Annotated in this window: 24 protein-coding genes; 21 read left to right on the top strand and 3 right to left on the bottom strand. The window is 62.2% G+C overall.

The window, feature by feature from the left end; translation table 11 throughout:
* Positions 1 to 69: 69 nt before the first annotated feature.
* The 11 genes from plsX to ACSQ3Q_RS17305 all read left to right on the top strand — a co-directional run bounded on the left by plsX (position 70) and on the right by ACSQ3Q_RS17305 (position 10,199).
* Positions 70 to 1,122, top strand: coding sequence for a phosphate acyltransferase PlsX (plsX, locus tag ACSQ3Q_RS17355; RefSeq protein WP_436135580.1), 1,053 nt, complete (start codon positions 70 to 72; stop codon positions 1,120 to 1,122).
* On the top strand, positions 1,122 to 2,099 hold the full coding sequence (locus tag ACSQ3Q_RS17350) for a beta-ketoacyl-ACP synthase III (RefSeq protein WP_436135579.1): 978 nt from the start codon (positions 1,122 to 1,124) through the stop codon (positions 2,097 to 2,099). Before plsX ends, ACSQ3Q_RS17350 begins: the two co-directional genes overlap by 1 nt.
* Positions 2,100 to 2,162: 63 nt before the next feature.
* Entirely contained in the window at positions 2,163 to 3,113 is a 951-nt protein-coding gene (fabD, locus tag ACSQ3Q_RS17345; protein ID WP_436135578.1) for an ACP S-malonyltransferase, read from the top strand.
* Positions 3,110 to 3,856, top strand: a complete 747-nt coding sequence (fabG, locus tag ACSQ3Q_RS17340; RefSeq protein WP_436135577.1) for a 3-oxoacyl-ACP reductase FabG — start codon at positions 3,110 to 3,112, stop codon at positions 3,854 to 3,856. Before fabD ends, fabG begins: the two co-directional genes overlap by 4 nt.
* 102 nt (positions 3,857 to 3,958) lie before the next feature.
* Positions 3,959 to 4,198, top strand: a complete 240-nt coding sequence (acpP, locus tag ACSQ3Q_RS17335; protein WP_003058049.1) for an acyl carrier protein — start codon at positions 3,959 to 3,961, stop codon at positions 4,196 to 4,198.
* 50 nt (positions 4,199 to 4,248) lie between these two features.
* The gene (fabF, locus tag ACSQ3Q_RS17330; protein ID WP_436135576.1) at positions 4,249 to 5,493 is read left to right on the top strand and encodes a beta-ketoacyl-ACP synthase II; all 1,245 of its coding nucleotides are present in this window, start codon (positions 4,249 to 4,251) and stop codon (positions 5,491 to 5,493) included.
* 222 nt (positions 5,494 to 5,715) lie between these two features.
* Positions 5,716 to 6,144: a hypothetical protein gene (locus ACSQ3Q_RS17325; protein WP_436135575.1), complete on the top strand. Its 429-nt coding sequence runs from the start codon at positions 5,716 to 5,718 to the stop codon at positions 6,142 to 6,144.
* 6 nt (positions 6,145 to 6,150) lie between these two features.
* The gene (gene rpoE, locus ACSQ3Q_RS17320) at positions 6,151 to 6,777 is read left to right on the top strand and encodes an RNA polymerase sigma factor RpoE (protein WP_436135574.1); all 627 of its coding nucleotides are present in this window, start codon (positions 6,151 to 6,153) and stop codon (positions 6,775 to 6,777) included.
* Positions 6,778 to 6,840: 63 nt separating this feature from the next.
* Entirely contained in the window at positions 6,841 to 7,458 is a 618-nt protein-coding gene (locus ACSQ3Q_RS17315; RefSeq protein WP_436135573.1) for a sigma-E factor negative regulatory protein, read from the top strand.
* Positions 7,459 to 7,593: 135 nt separating this feature from the next.
* Complete coding sequence (locus tag ACSQ3Q_RS17310) at positions 7,594 to 8,568, top strand: MucB/RseB C-terminal domain-containing protein (RefSeq protein WP_436137023.1); 975 nt, start codon at positions 7,594 to 7,596, stop codon at positions 8,566 to 8,568.
* Positions 8,569 to 8,726: 158 nt separating this feature from the next.
* Positions 8,727 to 10,199: a DegQ family serine endoprotease gene (locus tag ACSQ3Q_RS17305; RefSeq protein WP_436135572.1), complete on the top strand. Its 1,473-nt coding sequence runs from the start codon at positions 8,727 to 8,729 to the stop codon at positions 10,197 to 10,199.
* A gap of 113 nt (positions 10,200 to 10,312) precedes the next feature.
* On the opposite strand, the gene ACSQ3Q_RS17300 is transcribed toward ACSQ3Q_RS17305, so the two are convergent.
* Positions 10,313 to 10,696 carry a hypothetical protein gene (locus ACSQ3Q_RS17300; protein ID WP_436135571.1) on the bottom strand — a complete coding sequence of 128 codons (384 nt, stop codon included), beginning with the start codon at positions 10,694 to 10,696 and terminating at the stop codon, positions 10,313 to 10,315.
* Between ACSQ3Q_RS17300 and lepA the strand changes: the two genes are divergently transcribed.
* From lepA to ACSQ3Q_RS17250, 10 genes are all read left to right on the top strand, one after another.
* The gene (gene lepA / locus ACSQ3Q_RS17295) at positions 10,686 to 12,494 is read left to right on the top strand and encodes a translation elongation factor 4 (RefSeq protein WP_436135570.1); all 1,809 of its coding nucleotides are present in this window, start codon (positions 10,686 to 10,688) and stop codon (positions 12,492 to 12,494) included. The genes ACSQ3Q_RS17300 and lepA overlap by 11 nt on opposite strands.
* Positions 12,494 to 13,465, top strand: coding sequence for a signal peptidase I (lepB, locus tag ACSQ3Q_RS17290; protein WP_436135569.1), 972 nt, complete (start codon positions 12,494 to 12,496; stop codon positions 13,463 to 13,465). The genes lepA and lepB overlap by 1 nt, the downstream gene beginning before the upstream one ends.
* 40 nt (positions 13,466 to 13,505) lie before the next feature.
* Positions 13,506 to 13,871 (top strand): DUF4845 domain-containing protein, encoded by a 366-nt coding sequence (locus tag ACSQ3Q_RS17285; protein WP_436135568.1) that lies wholly within the window; start codon positions 13,506 to 13,508, stop codon positions 13,869 to 13,871.
* Entirely contained in the window at positions 13,871 to 14,554 is a 684-nt protein-coding gene (gene rnc / locus ACSQ3Q_RS17280; RefSeq protein ID WP_436135567.1) for a ribonuclease III, read from the top strand. The genes ACSQ3Q_RS17285 and rnc overlap by 1 nt, the downstream gene beginning before the upstream one ends.
* A complete protein-coding gene (gene era, locus ACSQ3Q_RS17275) occupies positions 14,551 to 15,555 on the top strand; it encodes a GTPase Era (protein ID WP_436135566.1) in 1,005 nt (334 codons plus the stop codon). The genes rnc and era overlap by 4 nt, the downstream gene beginning before the upstream one ends.
* A gap of 243 nt (positions 15,556 to 15,798) precedes the next feature.
* Entirely contained in the window at positions 15,799 to 16,563 is a 765-nt protein-coding gene (recO, locus tag ACSQ3Q_RS17270) for a DNA repair protein RecO (RefSeq protein ID WP_436135565.1), read from the top strand.
* A complete protein-coding gene (locus ACSQ3Q_RS17265; RefSeq protein WP_436135564.1) occupies positions 16,560 to 17,348 on the top strand; it encodes a pyridoxine 5'-phosphate synthase in 789 nt (262 codons plus the stop codon). The genes recO and ACSQ3Q_RS17265 overlap by 4 nt, the downstream gene beginning before the upstream one ends.
* A gap of 57 nt (positions 17,349 to 17,405) precedes the next feature.
* The gene (gene acpS, locus ACSQ3Q_RS17260) at positions 17,406 to 17,822 is read left to right on the top strand and encodes a holo-ACP synthase (RefSeq protein WP_436135563.1); all 417 of its coding nucleotides are present in this window, start codon (positions 17,406 to 17,408) and stop codon (positions 17,820 to 17,822) included.
* A gap of 52 nt (positions 17,823 to 17,874) precedes the next feature.
* The gene (nagZ, locus tag ACSQ3Q_RS17255) at positions 17,875 to 18,966 is read left to right on the top strand and encodes a beta-N-acetylhexosaminidase (RefSeq protein ID WP_436135562.1); all 1,092 of its coding nucleotides are present in this window, start codon (positions 17,875 to 17,877) and stop codon (positions 18,964 to 18,966) included.
* A 138-nt stretch (positions 18,967 to 19,104) separates the two neighbouring features.
* Positions 19,105 to 19,941, top strand: coding sequence for a HesA/MoeB/ThiF family protein (locus ACSQ3Q_RS17250; RefSeq protein ID WP_436135561.1), 837 nt, complete (start codon positions 19,105 to 19,107; stop codon positions 19,939 to 19,941).
* A 101-nt stretch (positions 19,942 to 20,042) separates the two neighbouring features.
* Here ACSQ3Q_RS17250 and ACSQ3Q_RS17245 read toward each other — a convergent pair whose 3' ends face one another.
* Together ACSQ3Q_RS17245 and ACSQ3Q_RS17240 are read right to left on the bottom strand one after the other, a co-directional pair.
* Positions 20,043 to 20,708, bottom strand: coding sequence for a mechanosensitive ion channel family protein (locus tag ACSQ3Q_RS17245; protein WP_436135560.1), 666 nt, complete (start codon positions 20,706 to 20,708; stop codon positions 20,043 to 20,045).
* Between the two features lie 62 nt (positions 20,709 to 20,770).
* Positions 20,771 to 21,808: a GGDEF domain-containing response regulator gene (locus ACSQ3Q_RS17240; protein WP_436135559.1), complete on the bottom strand. Its 1,038-nt coding sequence runs from the start codon at positions 21,806 to 21,808 to the stop codon at positions 20,771 to 20,773.
* Between the last annotated feature and the right edge of the window lie 41 nt (positions 21,809 to 21,849).

Below are 21,849 nucleotides of genomic sequence, written 5' to 3'. Positions count from 1 at the left end.
TAGCGCGGGCCTTTGTTTTGGCTATTGCATTTCCATCGCCCGGCCTTCGGCCGGCAAGACTAGTCGCCCATGATCACACTGGCTGTTGACTGCATGGGGGGCGACCATGGCCCCCGCGTCACGCTCGCGGCGTGCCGCCAGTTTCTCGACAATCATCCAGACGCCCGCCTGCTGCTTGTAGGCCTGGCCGAAAGCCTGCAGTCGTTCTCGCACGACCGTGCCACCATCGTCATTGCCTCCGAAGTGGTGGCCATGGATGATCCGGTGGAAGTGGCCCTGCGCAAGAAGAAGGATTCGTCCATGCGCGTCGCCATCCAGCAGGTCAAGGACGGCGTGGCCGCTGCCGCGGTATCGGCGGGCAACACGGGCGCGCTGATGGCGATTGCTCGTTATCTGTTGAAAACCTTGGATGGCATTGACCGCCCGGCCATTGCGACCCAGTTGCCCAATGCGGCGGGGGGCGCCACAACGGTGCTGGACCTGGGCGCCAATGTCGATTGCTCCGCCGAGCACCTGCTGCAATTCGCGGTGATGGGTTCGGCCTTGGTGTCTGTCCTCAAGGATGGGGGCGAGCCCACCGTCGGTCTTCTCAATATTGGTGAAGAGGCCATCAAAGGCAGCGAAGTCATTAAACGTGCAGGCGAATTGCTGCGATCTGCTGCCAACTCCGGTGATTTGAACTTCTTTGGCAATGTCGAAGGCAACGACATCTTCAAAGGCACGGTCGACATCGTGGTGTGTGACGGCTTTGTGGGCAACGTTGCCCTCAAGGCGAGCGAGGGCGTGGCATCCATGATCATCGGATCGCTAAAGATCGAGTTCTCACGCAATATCTTGACCAAGATGGCCGCCATCGTCGCCTATCCGGTCCTAAAAGCGCTGATGAAGCGCATGGATTACCGTCGTTACAACGGAGCAGCACTTTTGGGACTGCGTGGACTGGTGTTCAAGAGCCATGGATCGGCCGACACGATGGCCTTCGAGCAGGCTTTGAACCGGGCGTATGATGCAGCCCGCAACAACCTGCTCGACCGTGTCCGGACCCGGATTGCGCATGCGGCGCCTCTGCTGGCGCCTGCAGTGCCCAGCCAGCCAGGCGTAGCGGCGACGACGACACATTGATGAGACGCTACTCCCGCATTACCGGCACAGGCAGCTATCTGCCTCCTCGCCGGCTGACCAACGCCGATCTGGTGGCTGAACTGGGCCAGCGCGGTATCGAAACCTCGGATGAATGGATCGTGGAGCGCACCGGCATCCGGGCGCGCCACTTCGCCGCGCCGGACGTGGCCAGCAGCGATCTGGGCCTGGAAGCCGCACGCAACGCTTTGCAGGCGGCGGGCCTGCAGCCCACCGACATCGACCTGATCATCGTGGCCACGTCGACGCCGGACATGGTGTTCCCTTCTACTGCTTGCATCCTGCAGCACAAGCTGGGTGCCAATGGCTGTGCCGCCTTTGACGTGCAGGCAGTGTGCAGCGGCTTTGTGTATGCATTGACGGTTGCCGATGCCATGATCCAGTCGGGCGCTGCGAGTCGCGCACTGGTGATCGGCTCGGAGGTCTTCAGCCGAATCCTGGATTTCAACGACCGCACGACCTGTGTGTTGTTCGGCGACGGCGCAGGCGCCGTGGTGCTGGAAGCGTCCGAGACACCGGGCGTGCTCTCAAGCGATCTGCATGCCGACGGCAAGCATGTCGGCATCCTGTGCGTGCCCGGCAATGTGTCGGGCGGCCAGGTGTTGGGCGATCCTATGCTCAAGATGGATGGACAGGCCGTGTTCAAGCTGGCGGTGGGGGTGCTGGAGAAGGCTGCCCACGCCGTGCTGGACAAGGCAGGCATGACGGAAGCCGACATTGATTGGCTGATTCCGCACCAAGCCAACATCCGCATCATGCAAAGCACGGCCAGAAAACTGAAGTTGTCCATGGAGAAAGTGGTCGTTACCGTCGACCAGCATGGCAACACATCGGCCGCATCCATCCCCCTGGCGCTGGACCACGGTGTACGCACCGGCCAAGTCAAGAAGGGCGAAACCCTCCTGCTTGAAGGTGTGGGCGGTGGTTTCACCTGGGGCGCGGTGCTCCTGAAATTGTAGCTAATAGCGCTTTCTGGATAAGCGCTGGAGCACTATTTCACTCATATTTTGGATGATTTGATGATGAAGACTTTTGCATTTGTCTTTCCGGGGCAAGGCTCGCAGTCGGTGGGCATGCTGGACGGTTGGGGCGACCATCCCGTGGTGGCGCAGACCCTGCAGGAAGCCTCCGATGCGCTGGGCGAAAACGTGGGCCATCTGATCAAGGAGGGCCCCAAGGAAGCGCTGGCGCTTACCACCAATACGCAACCGGTGATGCTGGTGGCGGGTGTGGCGGCTTGGCGCGTGTGGCGCGCTGAAGGTGGTGCCACTCCCGCGGCCGTTGCCGGGCACTCGCTGGGCGAGTATTCAGCGCTGGTGGCTGCGGGTGTCCTCACGCTGGCGCAAGCGGCGCCGCTGGTGCGCCTGCGCGCCACCGCCATGCAAGAAGCGGTGCCGGTGGGTACGGGCGCCATGGCCGCCATCCTGGGCATGGAAGCCTCCAAGGTCATCGCTGGCTGCGCAGAGGCTCTGGCATCGTTCGGCGCAGGGACCTCAGAAGTGGTCGAAGCGGTCAATTTCAATGACCCGATCCAGACTGTGATTGCGGGTACCAAGGCCGGTGTCGACAAGGCGTGCGAGCTGTTGAAAGCCGCAGGCGCGAAACGTGCACTGTTGTTGCCGGTGTCCGCGCCATTCCACTCCAGCCTGATGAAGCCTGCCGCCGAGAAACTGCGTGCAGCGTTGGCGGACGTGGCACTGGCCGCCCCACAAATTCCTGTCCTCAACAATGTGGACGTTGCTGTGCAGCAGGATGCGGACGCGATCCGCGACGCCCTGTACCGCCAAGCCTTTGGCGCTGTGCGCTGGGTGGAGTGTGTGCAGGCGCTCAAGGCGCGCGGCGTGACTCACATCATTGAAAGTGGCCCCGGCAAGGTGCTGGCGGGTCTCACCAAGCGCATCGACCCAGAGTTGGTCGGTGGTGCACTGTTTGATCTGGCCTCGCTGGCCGAAACCCGGGAGTTGCTGGCATGACGGAATCCACATCGACAGCGCAGGTCGCGCTGGTCACGGGCGCATCGCGAGGCATCGGCGCGGCCATTGCGCTGGAGCTTGCCGCGCGTGGCTACCAGGTAGTCGGCACTGCCACCACGGACGAAGGCGCAGAGCGCATCAGCCAGGCCCTGTCGGCCTATCCAGGCTGCCGCGGCGCGAATCTGAATGTCAATGACATGACCGCTATCGACGCGCTGCTGGACGCCATCGTCAAGCAGCAGGGCGGCCTGCACGTGCTGGTGAACAACGCAGGCATCACCCGCGACACCCTGGCCATGCGCATGAAGGACGATGAATGGGATGCGGTGCTCGACACCAATCTCAAGGCCGTTTTCCGCATGAGCCGCGCCGCCATTCGTCCGATGATGAAGCAGCGTTTCGGGCGCATCATCAGCATCACAAGCGTGGTGGGCGCATCCGGCAATCCGGGGCAGGCCAACTACGCCGCAGCCAAGGCGGGCGTGGCCGGCATGACGCGCGCACTGGCTCGTGAGCTGGGCAGCCGCAGCATCACCGTGAACTGTGTGGCACCCGGTTTCATCGAGACGGACATGACATCTGTGTTGCCCGAAGAACAGCAAAAAGCGCTCAATGCGCAGATCCCGCTGGGCCACATGGGCAAGCCCCAGGACATCGCGCATGCAGTCGCTTATCTCGCCTCGCGCGAGGCTGGCTATGTGACGGGGCAGGAGTTGCACGTCAATGGCGGCATGTACATGTAATTAATGAAAGATAACGCCGCTTCATCCGGACGGCGGGCTGTTTAGGGCTTCTCCTTAAGCAGCTAGAATCGCGGATTCATTCACAACCCCCAGAGGGAAACCATGAGCGATATCGAAGCACGCGTCAAAAAAATCATTGCCGAGCAACTCGGAGTGGAAGAGTCCCAAGTCACGAACGAAAAAGCGTTCGTCGCTGACCTCGGCGCTGATTCGCTGGACACGGTAGAACTGGTGATGGCCCTGGAAGACGAATTCGGCATCGAGATCCCCGACGAAGACGCGGAGAAGATCACGACGGTGCAAAACGCCATCGACTACGCCAACACCCACCAGAAGGCCTGAGCGGCGCACTGCGCCTGACTCAAGCTGTTCAAGAAGAAGGTTTTTCACGCATGAGCCGTCGTCGCGTTGTCGTGACCGGCCTGGGATGCGTCAGCCCCGTGGGTAACACGGTGGCCGAGTCCTGGGCCAATATTCTTGCCGGCCAGTCCGGCATTGACCTCGTCACCAAGTTCGATGCATCGAACTTCGCCTGCAAGATCGCAGGGGAGGTCAAAGGTTTCGACCTGGAGTCTTACATCAGCGCCAAGGATGCGCGCGCGATGGACAGTTTCATCCACTTCGGCATTGCCGCGGCTGCACAAGCGGTGCAGGACGCCGGCTTGCCGACGGGTGAAGCGCTCAGTGAAGAATTGGCCACCCGCATTGCGTGCGTGATCGGGTCGGGGATCGGCGGCTTGCCGCTGATCGAAAACACCCACGAAGAACTTACCAACCGGGGGCCGCGGCGCATAACGCCGTTTTTCGTTCCAGCATCCATCATCAACATGGTGGCTGGACATGTCTCCATGCGGTTTGGCTTCAAAGGTCCCAACCTTGCTGTGGTGACAGCGTGCACGACCGGCTTGCACTGCATCGGTGAAGCCGGTCGCATGATTGAGTACGGGGATGCCGACGTGGTGGTGGCCGGTGGAACCGAATCCACCGTGTCGCCGTTGGGTATCGGCGGGTTCGCTGCCATGCGTGCCCTTTCGACGCGCAACGACGATCCCAAGACGGCCTCGCGCCCCTGGGACAAAGACCGAGACGGCTTTGTGCTGGGCGAGGGCGCCGGTGTGATGGTGCTTGAAGAGTACGAACACGCAAAAGCCCGCGGCGCAAAGATTTATGCAGAGCTGTGCGGCTTTGGTATGAGCGCTGACGCCGGGCACATGACGGCTCCCAACATGGATGGCCCCCGCCGCGCCATGTTGAATGCCTTGCGCAACGCAGGCATGAACGCCGACCAAGTTAATTACCTTAATGCCCACGGCACTTCCACGCCCCTGGGTGACCTCAACGAAACCAATGCCATCAAGGCGGCCTTGGGCGACCATGCCTACAAGACCGTAGTGAGCTCGACCAAGTCCATGACCGGCCACTTGCTAGGCGGAGCGGGCGGGATCGAGAGCATTTTCACGGTGCTGGCGCTGTACGAACAGAAGGTCCCACCGACCATCAATCTGTTCAATCAAGACCCTGAATGCGATCTCGACTACTGCGCCAACACCGCGCGGGACATGAAGATCGACGTGGCCGTCAAGAACAACTTCGGTTTTGGCGGCACCAACGGAACGCTGGTCTTCAAGCGCGTCTGATTCTCTGGCTATTTCTGGCGCGCACTTCGAACGGGCTGGCAAGTCGTTGTCTTGTTACAAGACAGAGGTTTGTTCGCGGTTAAGCGGCGGCCTTCATTTGGTGAGCGGCTTGCGCTGCGGACCTTCGCTCGGTACTTCATCATGAGTTCTACCTCGCGGCGGCCACCGGCGGTGCACTACCCCGTTCGGCGAAGTCGCGCATTGGCTCTTGTGCTGTCAGCCGTGCTGCTTGTCGGCACTGCCGTGCTCGCCGGGTGGTTATTTTTTGGCGTGCATGGTGTATCTCGATGGCCTGTCTGGGCAGGCGCGGGCCTCTGGTTGATCGCCGCGGGCGGCGCACTGCACTTTTGGACGGCCCAGTTTGTAGGCCATTTGCGCTGGGACGGCGAGAGCTGGATGCTCGAGGTGCTCGGCGCCCGCGCCTCCAGCATGCCGCTGGCTGAGGCGCCGGAGGTCCTTCTGGATGTGCAATCGCACCTCTGGCTCCACGCCAGTGTGGTGGGGCGTGGCCGCATCTGGCTGTGGCTGGAGCGTTCAGCAGGGCCCGAGCGTTGGTTGGATCTGCGCCGTGCTGTATATTCGCGCGCCAGACCGGGCGTTGACCACAATGACGTGACTGCCCCGGCCACCCACCGTGGGCGTGAATCCTGAGTATCCATGACTGTTATTCCGCCTTCCCCTCCCGACGACAGCGATTTCCAATTGGTGGAGCGTACGGTTGCGGGCGATCAACGTGCTTATGAGTTACTGGTCATCAAGTACCAGCGCCGCATCGAGCGGCTCATCGGTCGTATGGTGCGGGACACCGATATCGTTCCAGATATTGCGCAGGAGACGTTTATCCGCGCCTACCGTGCGCTGCACCAGTTCCGTGGCGAGGCGCAGTTCTACACCTGGCTTTACCGAATCGCCGTGAACACGGCCAAGAAGGCGCTCATGGACATGAAGCGCAATCCGGTCATCTCAGAAAATGCGCTGCGCGGTAGTGACGATGACGATGAAACTTCCCGCCTCGGGCATGAACTAACCAGCGACGAAACCCCCGAAACAATCCTTGCCGCGCGAGAAATTGCGCAGGCTGTGAACGCGGCGATGGAGGCATTGCCCGACGATTTGCGCCAGGCGGTGACCTTGCGAGAGATTGAGGGGCTGAGCTACGAAGAGATCGCTGCGGCCATGGATTGCCCCATCGGCACGGTGCGGTCACGGATTTTCCGGGCGCGTGAAGCCATTTCGGCGAAAGTGCGTCCCCTGCTTGAAAACCAGTCAGGCAAACGGTGGTGAGGTGAAGAAATGAACAAGTCTGTACAAAGCGATGGATGGGCAGATGGCTTGGACACTGGCCCAATGACTAAACGTGAGCAATTGTCGGCGTTGGCTGACGGCCAGTTGCATGGCGACGAATTCAGGGACGCGTTGGCGTATGCGGCGGAAACTGAAGGGCATTCCACATGGCAGCTCTACCATCTGGTGGGCGACGTGCTGCGTTCTTCCGACTTGGCGCGGCCGGCGAGCCCCGACTTCATGGCGCGTCTGAAGGTGGAGTTGGCCAAGGAGGCCCCTCCCACCGTGCATGTTGATGCGCGCGAGCAGCAGGTGGCAGTGGTAGCACCCGCCATGGAAGCCGCCGCCAATGCATCGGTCTTTCGCTGGAAGATGGTGGCCGGATTTGCGTCTCTCGCAGCGGTGGCAGCCATCGGCTGGACCTCTTTGGCAACGCTGCAGGGCCCTGGCGGCCCGGGTGCGGCTGGGGGGGCGCAGCTTGCCCGCACGCCCGATTCTGTGTCCAGCCCTGGCGCAGCGCCAGTGGTTGCGGTGGCCGATGCCGAAGGCGGCCAAGTCATGATTCGTGATCCTCGGCTCGATGAGTTGCTGGCTGCACACAAGCAGTTTGGCAGCACATCTGCGCTACAGATGCCGGCTGGCTTCCTGCGCAACGCGACATTTGATTCCCCCGGCCGTTAAGACATCGCCGGTGCCTGGTGCTGAGACGGTGTAATGAGCAAGATGGTTGTTGAGCACGGCGGTAGGGCGTCCCGAGGTCAAGCGCTCAGATCGTGGGCGATTGCAGCAATTTGCTCGGCGGGACTTTCCGCGGCGATGGGGCAGTCCACCTCTGAAAAAACACCCGTGCCTGCCAGTGAGGCGACGCTGTCTGCTGCGGCACGCGACGTCGTGCAATGGATGGAGCGCATGCGCAGCGCCCCCTGCGTCCGGCCCTACGCGGGTACTTTTGTCGTGCTGGCGTCTTCGGGGGCAATGGCCAGTTCCCGCATCTGGCATGCGTGCGATGGCCGGCAGCAACTGGAGCGGGTTGAAGCACTGAGTGGTACGCCAAGGGTTGTGTTTCGGCGCAATGACGAAGTGCGAACCTTTTGGCCACAGTCCCGGACAGTCCGTTCAGATCGACGCGAAGCCCCTGGACTGTTTCCCCGTGTTCCTGTCGTTGACGGCACCTCGATTTCGCAGTTTTATGCATCGCGTCCGGTGGGGCAGGAGCGGGTGGCCGGGTTTGTTGCGGATGTGGTGTGGTTTAAACCATTGGATTCGCTGCGTTTCGGCTACAAACTGTGGAGCGAGCAGGAGACGGGCCTGGTCGTAAAATTGCAGACACTGGGCCCCGATGGCCGCGTTCTGGAGCAGGCGGCGTTTTCGGAGTTGGACCTGAATGCCCCCGTGCGCGTAGAACAGCTTTCGCGTCTGATGGATGCCACCGCGGGCTACAAGGTCGTGGCGCCCGCCGTGGTCAGAACGACTCCCTCCGTCGAAGGATGGACTTTGCGTCAACCGGTCGCGGGCTTTGTCCCTGTGAGTTGCCATCGACGTACCGTCTCTACGGCCGATGAAGCGCAAAGCGTTCTTCAATGCCTTTACTCCGACGGCCTCGCTTCGGTGTCCTTGTTCTTCGAACCGTTCGATCCCCAGCGCCATCCCGCGCAGCAACAGGTCGTCGGCATGGGCGCCACGCAACTCCTGGCACAAAAGATCCTGCCCGACGTTTGGCTCACCGCAGTCGGCGAGGTGCCGTTGCAAACCCTTCGCCTTTTTGCGGGGCAGCTCGAGCGCACGCGCTGACTGAAAGCTGGATCACTTCCGGCAAAGCGTTCCGTGCGCTAGCTGCGGCGTTGCCCTAAACGACATCTAGCCCTCTGCGACGGGAACCAATTGCCCGCACACTCTTCACAGTTGCATACAGTTTGATGGCTGCAGTCGCAGCAATTCACGAAAGGTCGATGATGCTGAAGTTGGATGTGAAACCGATGCGCTCCATGGCGTTTGCATGCATGTTTGCCGGCCTCGCCGGGGCGTTTGCTCTTTCTCCTCAGGTGGTTTTGGCCCAGCCGGCCGCTGCGGTCCGGGGGTTGCCGGACTTCACAGACCTGGTGGACCAGGTGGGCCCATCGGTGGTGAACATCAGAACTGTGGAAAAGGCATCAAGCCGCGCGAACGCGAGCGGCATGGATGAGGAGATGTTGGAGTTTTTCCGGCGCTTTGGAGTGCCGATTCCAAATGCACCAAAACAGCAACGTCCACAGCGCCCGCAGGACGAGGATCAGCAGCCCCGGGGTGTTGGTTCGGGTTTCATCCTGACCGCAGACGGGTTTGTCATGACCAACGCCCATGTGGTGGAGGGCGCTGACGAAGTGATCGTCACACTGACGGACAAGCGCGAGTTCAAGGCCAAGATCGTGGGTGCCGACAAGCGGACAGACGTGGCCGTGGTGAAGATCGAGGCCACGGGGCTCCCGGCCGTCAAGGTGGGGGACCTGAACCGCTTGCGAGTGGGCGAATGGGTGATGGCTATCGGTTCGCCGTTCGGGCTGGAGAACACCGTCACCGCAGGTATCGTGAGTGCCAAGCAGCGCGATACGGGCGACTATCTACCGTTCATTCAAACAGACGTAGCCATCAACCCGGGCAATTCCGGGGGGCCGCTGATCAATATGCGCGGTGAAGTGGTGGGCATCAACAGCCAAATCTATTCGCGCTCAGGCGGCTTCATGGGCATTTCATTTGCGATCCCCATGGACGAGGCTATCCGCGTGAGTGAGCAACTGCGCGCGTCGGGTCGTGTCACGCGCGGACGGATTGGCGTCCAGATCGGACAGGTCACCAAGGATGTGGCGGAGTCCATTGGCCTGGGCAAAGCGCAGGGGGCTTTGGTGACGGGCGTGGAAGCAGGTTCGCCAGCAGACAAAGCAGGCGTCGAAGCGGGCGACATCATCACCCGCTTTGATGGCAAGCCGATCGAAAAGGTGGCGGATCTTCCCCGACTGGTGGGCAATACGAAGCCCGGTACCAAGAGCGCCATGACGGTCTTCCGCCGAGGCGCTTCGCGGGATCTGGGCATCACCATTGCCGAAATCGAACCCGACAAGCCTGCGGCTAAAGCCGCAGAGCGCGAAGAAAAACCGAAGGCCTCAGCGGCAGCGCAGCAGATTGGTTTGGCCGTGACCGAGTTGACCGACGCGCAAAAGAAGGAGCTCAAGGTCAAGGGCGGGGTGCTGGTGGCCGCTGCGACGGATGCCGCTGCCCGGGCGGGTCTGCGCGAGGGTGATGTGATTCTTGCAGTCGCAAACACTGAAGTGTCGGGTGTAAAAGAATTTGAATCTGTGCTGGGCAAGGCAGACAAGGGCAAGGCCATCAATGTGCTGTACCGCCGTGGCGAGTGGGCTCAATATGCGCTGATCCGACCTGGGCGCTGAGCAGCATGCCGACCCGAGGCCAGCTAAATCGGTCTGTCGCTAACTTGGGAGAGGCTGCCTAGAAATCTTTTTTGGCGTCGATCCCGCATCGCAGATGTTAGCTTCTACTTACTTCAGAGGCTGGCCTTCAATCGAATTCGATAGAATAGAGGCCCCTGTTCAACCATGATTGGTATATTGGTTGGACTGTGATCCACGATGCGGGATGGAAGTGTGCAATGCACAGCTGATCCACAGCTCACCCACAAGTTGTCCAGCGTTGTTGCTGTGTTGATTGTGGATAAGCTGTGAATAATTTCGCTGTTGCACCCCGGCAACTCCCCTTCAATGCACTCGTGTGGGCTTTTTCTCGCGGGCTTTTTGCCTACAATGAAGCTCCAACTATCGCAGTTGCCAATGATTGTTGGTTCAGGGCGCGTCGCCATTCGACGCGCCCTTTTTTCTTGTGGGCTCCGTTTTAATTCAATCACTTGACGCTTTCCGTTGATGAACCACATCAGAAATTTTTCCATCATTGCGCACATCGACCATGGCAAGTCGACGTTGGCTGATCGCTTGATCCAGCGCTGTGGGGGGCTTGCAGACCGCGAGATGGAGGCCCAGGTTCTGGACTCGATGGACATCGAAAAAGAGCGTGGGATAACCATCAAGGCGCAGACCGCAGCGCTGCAATACAAGGCTCAGGACGGACAGGTCTACAACCTCAATCTGATCGATACACCGGGCCACGTCGACTTCTCGTATGAGGTAAGCCGCTCGCTGTCGGCATGCGAAGGCGCATTGCTGGTGGTCGATGCATCGCAAGGGGTAGAGGCGCAGACCGTTGCGAACTGCTACACCGCACTGGACCTCGGTGTGGAGGTGGTGCCAGTGCTGAACAAGATGGATCTGCCCAATGCAGATCCTGAGAACGCGAAGGCAGAAATTGAAGACGTGATCGGCATTGACGCAGGCGATGCGATTCCATGCTCAGCCAAAACCGGCATGGGCATTGACGAGATCCTGGAGGCCATCGTGGCTAAGGTGCCCGCGCCGCGTGGCAAGGCCGATGGCCCTTTGCGCGCCATGATCATCGACAGCTGGTTCGACAGCTATGTGGGTGTTGTCATGCTGGTGCGCGTGGTCGACGGCCGCCTGCTCAAGGGTGAGCGCATCAAGATGATGGCCAGCGAGGCGGTGTACAACGCTGACAACCTCGGTGTATTCACGCCCGCCAACGAGCCGCGCAACTCGCTCGATGCGGGCCAGGTGGGCTACATCATCGCCGGCATCAAGGAGCTGCAAGCCGCCAAGGTGGGTGACACCATCACACTGGAAAAGAAGCTGCCCAACAACGCTGGCCCCGCATCCGAGGCGCTGCCCGGCTTCAAAGAGATCCAGCCGCAGGTTTTTGCGGGACTCTATCCCACCGAAGCGAGCGAATACGACTCCCTGCGCGACGCGCTGGAAAAACTCAAACTCAACGATGCCTCGCTGCACTATGAACCCGAAGTCAGCCAGGCGCTGGGCTTTGGCTTTCGCTGCGGCTTCCTCGGGTTGCTGCACATGGAGATTGTGCAGGAGCGCCTGGAGCGCGAATTCGACCAGGACCTCATCACCACAGCACCCAGCGTGGTCTACCAGGTCGTCAAGGCCGATGGCGAGATCGTCATGGTCGAAAACCCTTCCAAGATGCCCGACCAAGGCCGTCTGGAAGAAGTGCGCGAGCCCATCGTCACGGTGCATCTGTACATGCCCCAGGACTACGTCGGCCCGGTGATGACGTTGGCCAACCAAAAGCGCGGCGTGCAGATCAATATGGCGTACCACGGCCGCCAAGTGATGTTGACCTACGAAATGCCTTTGGGCGAGATCGTTCTCGACTTCTTCGACAAGCTCAAGTCCGTGTCGCGCGGCTATGCCTCCATGGACTATGAGTTCAAGGAATACCGCGCCTCCGATGTAGTGAAGGTCGACATCCTGCTCAACGGCGAAAAGGTGGACGCGCTGTCCATCATCGTGCATCGCTCCCAATCGCAGTACCGCGGGCGCGCCGTGGTGGGCAAGATGCGTGAAATCATCAGCCGCCAGATGTACGACGTGGCCATCCAGGCAGCCATCGGCGCCAACATTATTGCGCGCGAAACTATCAAGGCGTTGCGCAAGAACGTGCTGGCAAAATGCTACGGCGGTGACGTCAGCCGCAAGCGCAAGCTCCTCGAAAAGCAGAAGGCAGGCAAGAAACGCATGAAACAGATTGGATCCGTCGAGGTGCCGCAAGAGGCGTTCTTGGCCATTTTGCAGGTGGAAGATTGATGCAAGCAATGCAGATTCTCACGGCCATGGTTCTGGCCGCATTTGGCGGGTATATCGGGGCCTGGTACTTTGGTGCCATCGAAGGCAACTTCGCTTTGCTGCTGTTTCTGGCCACCGTGGTCACAGGGGCGTATTGGCTCGCGGAGCGGCTGTACTTTTTGCCCCAGCGCCGCCGTGCAGCGCAGGCGATCGAAGATGCTGCTGTGCAACGCCGGGCTGAGCTGAACCGCATGGGCATCCAGAAGGTGGAGGATGCGCAGGAGGCCAAGGGGCGGGTGCTCATGCAGCCTTGGTGGCTGGACTGGACTGCCGGGCTGTTTCCGGTGATCGTCGCGGTCTTTCTGTTGAGATCGTTCCTCTTTGAGCCGTTCAAGATTCCCTCGGGCTCCATGATCCCTACGCTGCTGGTGGGCGACCTGATTTTGGTGAACAAGTTCACCTACGGCGTTCGGTTGCCGGTCATCCACACCAAGATCACCGAAGGCAACAAGCCTGAGCGCGGTGACGTGCTGGTGTTCCGCTATCCGCCGCAGCCCAGCCTGGACTACATCAAGCGCGTGGTGGGGGTGCCGGGTGATGAAGTCGCTTACATCAACAAGCGCCTCACGGTCAACGGCAAGGCCGTGGACACCCAGGCGTTGCCAGATTTTCTGGAAGAAGACTCGATGCGCTACTTCAAGCAGTTTGAAGAGCAGCTCGGTGCCAAGCCCCACCGCTTGCTGAACAACCCGGAGGTTCCTGCGTTCCTGCAGGGCGCGAGCAATTTTGCCTACCGCAAAAACTGCCGCTACAGTGTCGAGGGTGTCGTGTGCAAGGTACCTGATGGGCACTACTTCATGATGGGCGACAACCGGGACAATTCCCTGGACTCGCGCTACTGGGGTTTTGTGCCCGAGGCCAACATCGTCGGCAAGGCATTTTTTGTCTGGATGAATTTTGGCAACCTCAAGCGCATTGGCTCGTTCAACTAACAGGCGCCTGTAGCCTTTATATAAATCGGGAGGGAAATACATGCATAGCAACCGTTTTGCAAGCCGGTCTCGCCAGCGTGGGCTGTCGTTCATTGGCGTGATTTTTATTGGCTTGATCGCCGTGGCTGCGTTTGCGATTGGCGGGCAGTCGGTGCCGATCTTCTTAGAATATCAAGCCATAAAAAAAGCGGCCGCCAAAGCATCTAAAGAAGGCTCGACAGTAGCGGAGATACGTGCGGGTTTTGATCGCGCTGGCGTCATTGATAACATCACCTCCGTTCAGGGCAAAGACCTGGAAATCGGCAAACGCGGGGACAAGGTCGTCGTGTCCTTCAAGTACTCCCGCGAAATCGCCTTGGCAGGCCCGGCCTACCTCGTCTATCGCTTTGAAGGTCAGACCAACTAGTGCAACCCGGCCTTCTAGCGCTGCAGGCGCGCCTGCAGCATGTTTTCTCCGATCCTTCCCTTCTGCAGCGTGCAACCACGCACCGCAGTTTCTCGGCCGACCACAACGAGCGCCTGGAGTTTCTGGGCGATTCCGTTTTGAATCTGGCCGTGGCCAGCCTGCTTTACCAGCGGCTGGCGGATCTGCCCGAGGGCGATCTGTCCCGGGTGCGCGCCAACCTCGTGAAGCAGGACACACTGCACCAGCTAGCGTTGGGGCTCAAAATTTCCGAAGTCTTGCGGCTGGGTGAGGGCGAGTCCAAATCCGGCGGCCAGCAGCGGCCCTCCATCCTGGCCGATGCGCTCGAAGCGCTCATTGGAGCCGTGTACCTCGATGCAGGCTATGCCAGCGCGGAGGCGTTGGTGCACCGGTTGTTCCAAGGCGTCGAGATCAATCCGCAGATGCAAGCCGCGGCCAAGGACCCTAAAACCGCGTTGCAGGAGTGGCTCCAGGGCCGCAAAATGAAGTTGCCGCAGTACCGCGTGGTGGCGACGGTCGGGGCGGCGCACCGCCAGACCTTTGATGTCGAATGCGACATTCCCGAATTGGGCCTGACCGAGCGGGGCATCGGCGGCTCGCGGCGGGCGGGCGAGCAGGCGGCAGCGGCGGCCATGCTGGCCACATTGAAAGCAAAGAAATTATGAATGATGCTACCAAAGATGTAGCGGGCAATGAAGGTGCAGCAAGCGCTGGGGCCCAAAATGACCTCGAGGCGATGCTGGCGGCGGCTTCGCCCCCTGCGGCTGTGCCGGGCCAGCGCTGCGGCGTGATCGCCATCGTGGGCAAGCCCAACGTGGGCAAATCCACGCTGCTCAATGCGCTGGTGGGCCAAAAGATCAGCATCACCTCGCGCAAGGCGCAGACCACGCGCCACCGCATCACCGGCATTCGCACCCGGGAGCAGACGCAGTTCATCTTTGTGGATACGCCCGGCTTCCAGACGCGCCACGCCACGGCGCTCAACAAGTCCCTCAATAAAACCGTGATGGGTGCGATCGGCGATGTGGATCTGATCCTCTTTGTGGTCGAGGCGGGCAACTTTACGCTGGCCGACGCCAAGGTATTGAGCCTGTTCAAGCCCGGCATCCCCACGCTGCTCTTGGCCAACAAGCTCGACATGGTGAACCGCCGCGCCGAGTTGGCGCCCTGGCTCAAGGGCATGCAAGAGCGCCACCCGTTTGCCGAATTCGTGCCCATGTCCGCCAAGAACAAGGGCGACATCGAGCGCCTTTTTGGCATCTGCGCGAAGTACCTGCCTGAGCAGGGCTGGTGGTATGGCGAGGATGAGCTGACAGACCGCAGCGAGAAGTTTCTGGCGTCGGAAACCGTGCGCGAGAAGCTGTTCCGCTTCACGGGCGACGAATTGCCCTACACCTCGACCGTGGTCATCGACAAGTTCGAGGAAGAGGCGAGCAAGCAGCACAAGCGTCTGGTGAAGATCGCGGCGACCATCGTGGTCGAGCGGGACAATCACAAGATGATGGTCATTGGCGACAAGGGCGAGCGCCTCAAGCGCATCGGCACCGAAGCGCGCCAGGAGCTCGAAAAACTCATGGATGCCAAGGTGTTCCTTGAACTCTGGGTCAAGGTCCGTTCCGGCTGGGCTGACGACGAAGCGCGCGTGCGGTCGTTCGGCTACGAGTGATGGGACAGGGGGGGCCCTTGGCCACACAGGCTCCGTAGCTCCGGGCTCGCTGGGACGGAGCCTTGAAGAGCGCGCACCGGTCTGCCTTCCAGTTGTCTTGGTGATGGATCTGGATGCCCGCTGAATTTGCCAGCACCGGTGAGCCCCAGCAGTCGCCCCAGAATCCGAGTCCTGTGTTCCATCGCCATGCCACACTCCCCATCGCCACCTCGCTATCTGACTCCAACCACCTGACCCTTCCCCGTGGCCGCCGCCAAGCGCATCTCCGATGAACCCGCCTTCGTGCTGCACAGCTACGACTGGAGCGAGTCGAGCCTGATCCTGGAAGTGTTCTGCCGCCACTATGGCCGGGTGGCCCTTGTGGCCAAGGGCGCCAAGAAGCCCAGTTCCAACTTCCGCCCGGTCTTGCTCCCGCTGCAGCCCCTGCTGGTGACTTACACCCTGGGCGGCGACGGCGCAGCCGACATCCACGCGCTCAAAGGGGCGGAGTGGGTGGGCGGGCACGTGATGCCCACGGGCGATGCGCTGCTGTCGGGCATGTACCTCAATGAACTGCTCCTGCGCCTGCTCGCGCGCGCAGACCCGCATGCCGCGCTGTTTGACGCCTACGCCGGTGTGGTGCGCGTGCTGGCCAGTGAACATGGCGATGCCCTCGAGCCCGTGCTGCGCAGCTTTGAGCTGCTGCTGCTGCGCGAGATCGGCCTTTTGCCCAGCCTCGCCGCGCAGACCATGACCCTGGCGCCCTTGGTGGCGGACACCCGCTACACGCTCGTGCCCGAGGGGGGGCTGCGTGCCGCCTCGGCAGCGGATCGGGGCGGGCTGATGGGCAGCCAATGGCAGGCGCTGCAGCGGGGACTTGATGATGTCGCCAGCTACACCGCCACCTTGCGCGCTTGCGCTCCGGTGTCGGCCGAACTCAAGCCGCAACTGCGTACGCTGCTGCAATACCATTGCGGCAGCCCGACGCTGCGCACCCGCCAGCTCATGATCGACCTGCAGGCCCTATGAACCAGCCACTCCACGCTTCGCACCCGACCACCGCGCTGTCGGTCAACGTCAACAAGGTCGCCCTGGTGCGCAACACGCGCCACCTGGGCATTCCCAGCGTCACGCGCGCGGCCGAGCTCTGCCTCCAGGCCGGGGCCCAGGGCATCACGGTCCACCCCCGGCCGGACGAGCGCCACATCCGCAGCCAGGACGTGTTCGAACTCGCGGCGCTGATGAAGGCGTGGCCCGACCGCGAATACAACATCGAGGGCAACCCGTCGCAGAACCTGATGGACTTCATCCGCCAAGTACGCCCCCACCAGGCGACCCTTGTGCCCGACAGCGAAGACCAGTTCACCAGCGACCACGGCTGGAGCTTTCCGCAGGACGCCGAGCGGCTTGCGCCCCTGATCGCCGAATGCAAGGCCCTGGGCGTGCGCGTGAGCCTCTTCATGGACCCCGCGCCCGAGCAGATGGCCGCCGCCCGGGCCGTGGGTGCCGACCGCGTCGAGCTTTACACCGAGCCCTATGCCGCAGCCTGGGCCACCCCTGATCAGGCCCACCAGCTCGCGCGCTACCGTGATGCCGCCCAGGCCGCGCTGGATACCGGCCTCGGGGTGAATGCCGGCCACGACCTCAACCGCGACAACCTCACTGCCTTTGTGCGCAGCGTGCCCGGCGTGCTGGAGGTCTCCATCGGCCACGCGCTCATCGCGGACGCGCTGGAGCTGGGCTACGCCGCCACGGTGCAGGCGTACCTCGACTGCATCCGGCGTGGTGCCGGCGATGTGGCCGCTAACTCCTGATTTGATAGCTGCTGACGCTTGATGGATAAGCGCTAGCGGCCTATTGGGTGCAAAAATATGATCTACGGCATTGGCACTGACATCTGCGACGTCCGGCGCATCGCCACCAGCCTGGAGCGCCACGGCGAGCGGTTTGCGCAAAAAGTCCTGGCCGACGGCGAGATGGCCGCATGGCGCGACCGCAGCGCACGCTGGCCTGATCGCGGCCTGCGTTACCTGGCCACCCGCTTTTCGGCCAAGGAGGCTTTCAGCAAAGCCATCGGCCTGGGGATGCGCATGCCCATGACCTGGCGCCACTGCGAAGTGGCCAAGCTCGCCACCGGCCAGCCTGTCATCGTGCTGCACGGCGCGCTGAAGGACTGGTTTGAAGCGCGTGGTCTCACCGCACACCTGAGCGTGACCGACGAGACTGATTACGCGGCCAGCTTCTGCGTGGTCGAGAAAATTGAAGCGAAATTGGGCTCCAGCGCTTGATTGATAAGCGCTGATAGCTATCATTTAAATAGCAAACCATTGTTTTGATCCCATGACCGAACACGCACCCCTCATCCTCGACGTGGCTGGCACCGAGCTTACCGACGTGGACCGCCGCCGCCTTGCGCACCCGCTCACGGGTGGCGTGATCCTGTTTGCCCGCAACTGGGAAAACCGGGCCCAGCTTCTGCAGCTTGCGAGCAGCATCAAGGCCGTGCGCGACGACCTTTTGATCTGCGTAGACCACGAAGGCGGCCGCGTGCAGCGTTTTCGCACCGACGGCTTCACGCACCTTCCGCCCATGGGCGCACTGGGCGAGTTGTGGATGAACGACGGCGAGGGGGCCAAGGCGGTGCCGGGCAGCGGAGCCCTGCGGGCCACCAATGCCGCCACAGCCGCAGGCTATGTGCTCGGCAGCGAGCTGCGCGCCTGCGGCGTGGACTTCAGCTTCACGCCGGTGCTGGACCTGGATTGGGGCGAGAGCGGTGTCATCGGCGACCGCGCCTTCCACCGCGACCCGCGCGTGGTGGCGCTGCTGGCCAAGAGCCTGATGCACGGCCTGCTCCAGGCAGGCATGGCCAACTGCGGCAAGCATTTTCCGGGGCATGGTTTTGTGAAGGCTGACTCGCACACCGAGGTGCCTGTGGACCACCGCAGCCTCAAGGCCATCCTGACCGACGACGCCGCGCCGTACCCTTGGCTCAGCACCACGCTTACCAGCGTCATGCCGGCCCATGTGATCTACCCCAAGGTCGACAGCCGTCCCGCGGGCTTCTCGCAGCGCTGGTTGCAAGACATCCTGCGCCGCCAGATGCGCTTTGATGGCGCGATCTTCAGCGACGACCTGAGCATGGAAGGCGCGCGCCGCCTCGATGGCCAATTGGTCAGCTACACCGATGCGGCCATCGCAGCCCTCGGCGCCGGGTGCGACCTGGTGCTGCTGTGCAACCAGAGTTTGGGCGACGGCCAGGCCGTGGACGAGCTGCTGGACGGCCTGGACCAGGCGCTGGCCGAGGGCCGTTGGCAGCCCAGCGTGGACAGCGAATCGCGCCGCCTGGCACTGCTGCCTGAAACGCTGCCGCAGCCGTGGGACGAGCTGATGGTCCAGCCCGCCTACATGCAGGCGCTCGACCTGCTGCCTTGACGCCCCGGCGCGCCGGCCAGAGCTGGCGCGGCTGCTGACTTTGCCTGCGGGTTGGCGGGCTTGCTGACTGGTTGACCTGGCCGGGCATGCAACATTGTTTGATCTATCGCCTTTGGCGGCACTGCCGCTCCTCACTTCATGACCACTGCCTCGTTCGATTACCCAACCTTCGTGGCCCGCAACGAGGGCTATGTGGCCCGGTCCATCCAGCACAAGATATCGGAGGTACGCCTGCTCATCGCAGGTTGTGGCCTGGGAGCCTCCACCGCGATCGCGGCGGCGCGGATGGGTTTTCGCCACTTCGTGCTGGTCGACGGAGACACGGTCGAGCTGCACAACCTCAACCGGCAGTTCTACGACTTTGCAGATGTGGGCTCGCTGAAGGTCGATGCGCTGGCCAGGCAATTGCGTCGCATCAATCCGGACATCGCCGTGACGGCCGTTGCCGCCAATCTGGACGCGGGCAACGTGCAATCGCTGGTGGGCCAGGCCGACGTGGTCTTTGACACCATCGACTTCCTGGACCTCGAGGCCATCCTGCATCTGCACGGTACCGCGCGGGCCATGGGCCGGCCGGTGTTCACTGCACTGTCGATCGGTTTTGGCGCGGGGGTGCTGTATTTCCCTGGTCACAGCGGGCCGACCTTGCCGCAGATCGTCGCCCCCGATGTGGCCCGCGTGGCGGCCCAGGGCGAGGCCGGCTACGGCGCGGTGTTCGCCCAAGTGATGTCGCGCATCGGCTCGCACCTCGACGCACAGGTCATGGAGCAGGTCGCGCGCGCCTTGACCGTGATGGAGGACGGCCGGCCTTGCCCGGCATCACAAATCTCCGTGGGCAGCTTTGCGGTTGCAGCGCTGGCCATTTCGATGATCCACGACATGCTCGAAGGCCGCGCCGTCCCCGTGGCGCCGAACCTGGTGGTGCACAGCTTTCGCAACCATGTCACGCGCATCGTCGACATCAGCGGCGGCTAGGAGCCTGCGCGCTGCGGCCGCCGGGCCCACCGCCGCGCGAGCGGAGCCACCGCCAATCACTATGCCGCGCGACCGAGGCGATGCGCATCGTGCGCACGTATTCACGGCGTGCTAAATGGACCTGGTGTGGCGGGCGCTTGCGCTGCTGGCGCGCTCTCCGCCGCATCGCCCGGTGTGGCCGCCGATGGCGGCAGCGGTGCGGGCGGTGGCGGAACGCCATGGAAGCGCCGCACCACGCGCTGAAACACCAGCGCGTTGGGAATCTGCAACCAGGCACTGCCGTGCGCTCCGGCGTGGTCTTCCAGCGTGGTGTAGAGCAAGTTGATGTCCACCACACGCCCTTTGGCACCCGGCTTTTCGGCCGTGTCCAGCACCTCGATGTAGTCCCCGATACGGAAGGGCCGCACGGTAAAGATCAGCAGTGCGCAGAACAGGTTAGAGAGCACGCTCCATGCGGCAAAGAACGCCACGGCACCCACAGTGGCAAACCCGGTGAATGCAGTCCACAGCACCGTGGCAGACACCCCCATGCGCTCGAGCACCAGCAGCAGCGCGCTGGCCACGATGATCCAGCGGATGAGGCCGTTCATGGGCACCACCAGTTCGTCCGGCACCTGGTAGCGCAGGCTGGCGCGGCGCACGATGCGGCGCAGCACGCGCTGCAGCAGCCAGGCCACGAACAGAATAAGCAGGATCTGCATGCTGGGAACGATGACCTCCAGCCAGTCCTGCATCCAGGCGGGCAAGCGCGTTGTCAGGAGTTGCATGCGGGATACGGCGGTACGGGCGCTGCGCTCGGTGGCGTCTAGCGAAAGGGCGGAAAAGAAACTCAATTGCGCAGTTGCTCCAGGGTGTCCATCTGCATTTCAAAGCTGAAGAATCGGTTGCGGCCCTGGGCCTTGGCGGCGTACAGGGCCTGGTCGGCGCGCATGATCATGCTCTCGGCATTGGTGCTGTCGTCGGGCACACAGGTGGTGATGCCGCCCGACAAGGTCAGCGTATTGCCCAGTGGTGAGCCGGGGTGCGGCAGGGCCCGCACCTTGAGCAGTTGCCCCAGGGCACGCGCAAACGTCATGGCGCCAGAGCGCGGCGTGTTGGGCAGGATGAGCGCGAATTCCTCGCCGCCGTAGCGCGAGGCCACGTCCCGCGGGCGCACACACACTTCGCGCAGCAAACGGCCCACTTCCTTCAAGCAGGCATCGCCTTGCACATGCCCGCTGGCATCATTGAAGAGCTTGAAATGGTCCAGGTCGCACAGCATCAGCGTGAGCGGCGTCGCGTCGCGGCGCGCAGCCAGGATCTCGTTGTGCAGGATGCGGTCAAAGCCACGGCGGTTGACCAGCGCGGTCAAGGCGTCAACCTCCACCATCTCATTGAGCCGCTGGTTGGCCGCATGCAATTCGGCAGACATCGACACCAGCCGGCGCCGCATGTCCAAAAGGCGCCGCATGGCGCGCAGCTTGGCCATGAGCACGATGGGCCGCACGGGCTTGACGAGGTAGTCGTCGCCACCCACCTCAATGCCGCGCCACACGTCGAGTTCGTTGTCCAGGCCCGACAGAAAAATGATGGGGGTCCAGTCGCCGGCCTCGCTTTCGCGCATCTGCTGCGCCACCCAGTAGCCGTCCTTGCCAGGAAGCTTGATGTCGAGCAGAACCAGATCAGGACGGTGGGACTTGAAGAGGTGCAAAGCCACGTTGCCCTCGGGCGCTTCGAAGATGTCGGTCACCCCTGCGCGGCGGAGTTCAGCCACCAGCGCAGCGCGCACGGAGCCCTGGTCCTCGACCACCAACACCGAGAAACCGCTGCCGCCCCCGGGCAGCGCCTGTGTGGTGGGGTAGGGCGTGCTGCTGGAGGTGAATGGCACGGTGACTCCTGAGAGCGGTGAGACGGCGCAAGCACCCGGCA

It is taken from the genome of Acidovorax sp. LjRoot129 (assembly GCF_964253765.1).
GTDB lineage: Bacteria > Pseudomonadota > Gammaproteobacteria > Burkholderiales > Burkholderiaceae_C > Acidovorax.
This window is presented reverse-complemented; position numbering and strand designations above follow the sequence as displayed.

Bases quoted from the DNA above. Each gene is read 5' to 3' on its own strand.
- plsX (WP_436135580.1), top strand. From the start codon at position 70: ATGATCACACTGGCTGTTGACTGCATGGGGGGCGACCATGGCCCCCGC.
- ACSQ3Q_RS17350 (WP_436135579.1), top strand. From the start codon at position 1,122: ATGAGACGCTACTCCCGCATTACCGGCACAGGCAGCTATCTGCCTCCT.
- fabD (WP_436135578.1), top strand. From the start codon at position 2,163: ATGAAGACTTTTGCATTTGTCTTTCCGGGGCAAGGCTCGCAGTCGGTG.
- fabG (WP_436135577.1), top strand. From the start codon at position 3,110: ATGACGGAATCCACATCGACAGCGCAGGTCGCGCTGGTCACGGGCGCA.
- acpP (WP_003058049.1), top strand. From the start codon at position 3,959: ATGAGCGATATCGAAGCACGCGTCAAAAAAATCATTGCCGAGCAACTC.
- fabF (WP_436135576.1), top strand. From the start codon at position 4,249: ATGAGCCGTCGTCGCGTTGTCGTGACCGGCCTGGGATGCGTCAGCCCC.
- rpoE (WP_436135574.1), top strand. From the start codon at position 6,151: ATGACTGTTATTCCGCCTTCCCCTCCCGACGACAGCGATTTCCAATTG.
- ACSQ3Q_RS17315 (WP_436135573.1), top strand. From the start codon at position 6,841: ATGACTAAACGTGAGCAATTGTCGGCGTTGGCTGACGGCCAGTTGCAT.
- ACSQ3Q_RS17310 (WP_436137023.1), top strand. From the start codon at position 7,594: ATGGGGCAGTCCACCTCTGAAAAAACACCCGTGCCTGCCAGTGAGGCG.
- ACSQ3Q_RS17305 (WP_436135572.1), top strand. From the start codon at position 8,727: ATGATGCTGAAGTTGGATGTGAAACCGATGCGCTCCATGGCGTTTGCA.
- lepA (WP_436135570.1), top strand. From the start codon at position 10,686: ATGAACCACATCAGAAATTTTTCCATCATTGCGCACATCGACCATGGC.
- ACSQ3Q_RS17300 (WP_436135571.1), bottom strand. From the start codon at position 10,696: ATGTGGTTCATCAACGGAAAGCGTCAAGTGATTGAATTAAAACGGAGC.
- lepB (WP_436135569.1), top strand. From the start codon at position 12,494: ATGCAAGCAATGCAGATTCTCACGGCCATGGTTCTGGCCGCATTTGGC.
- ACSQ3Q_RS17285 (WP_436135568.1), top strand. From the start codon at position 13,506: ATGCATAGCAACCGTTTTGCAAGCCGGTCTCGCCAGCGTGGGCTGTCG.
- era (WP_436135566.1), top strand. From the start codon at position 14,551: ATGAATGATGCTACCAAAGATGTAGCGGGCAATGAAGGTGCAGCAAGC.
- ACSQ3Q_RS17265 (WP_436135564.1), top strand. From the start codon at position 16,560: ATGAACCAGCCACTCCACGCTTCGCACCCGACCACCGCGCTGTCGGTC.
- acpS (WP_436135563.1), top strand. From the start codon at position 17,406: ATGATCTACGGCATTGGCACTGACATCTGCGACGTCCGGCGCATCGCC.
- nagZ (WP_436135562.1), top strand. From the start codon at position 17,875: ATGACCGAACACGCACCCCTCATCCTCGACGTGGCTGGCACCGAGCTT.
- ACSQ3Q_RS17250 (WP_436135561.1), top strand. From the start codon at position 19,105: ATGACCACTGCCTCGTTCGATTACCCAACCTTCGTGGCCCGCAACGAG.
- ACSQ3Q_RS17245 (WP_436135560.1), bottom strand. From the start codon at position 20,708: ATGCAACTCCTGACAACGCGCTTGCCCGCCTGGATGCAGGACTGGCTG.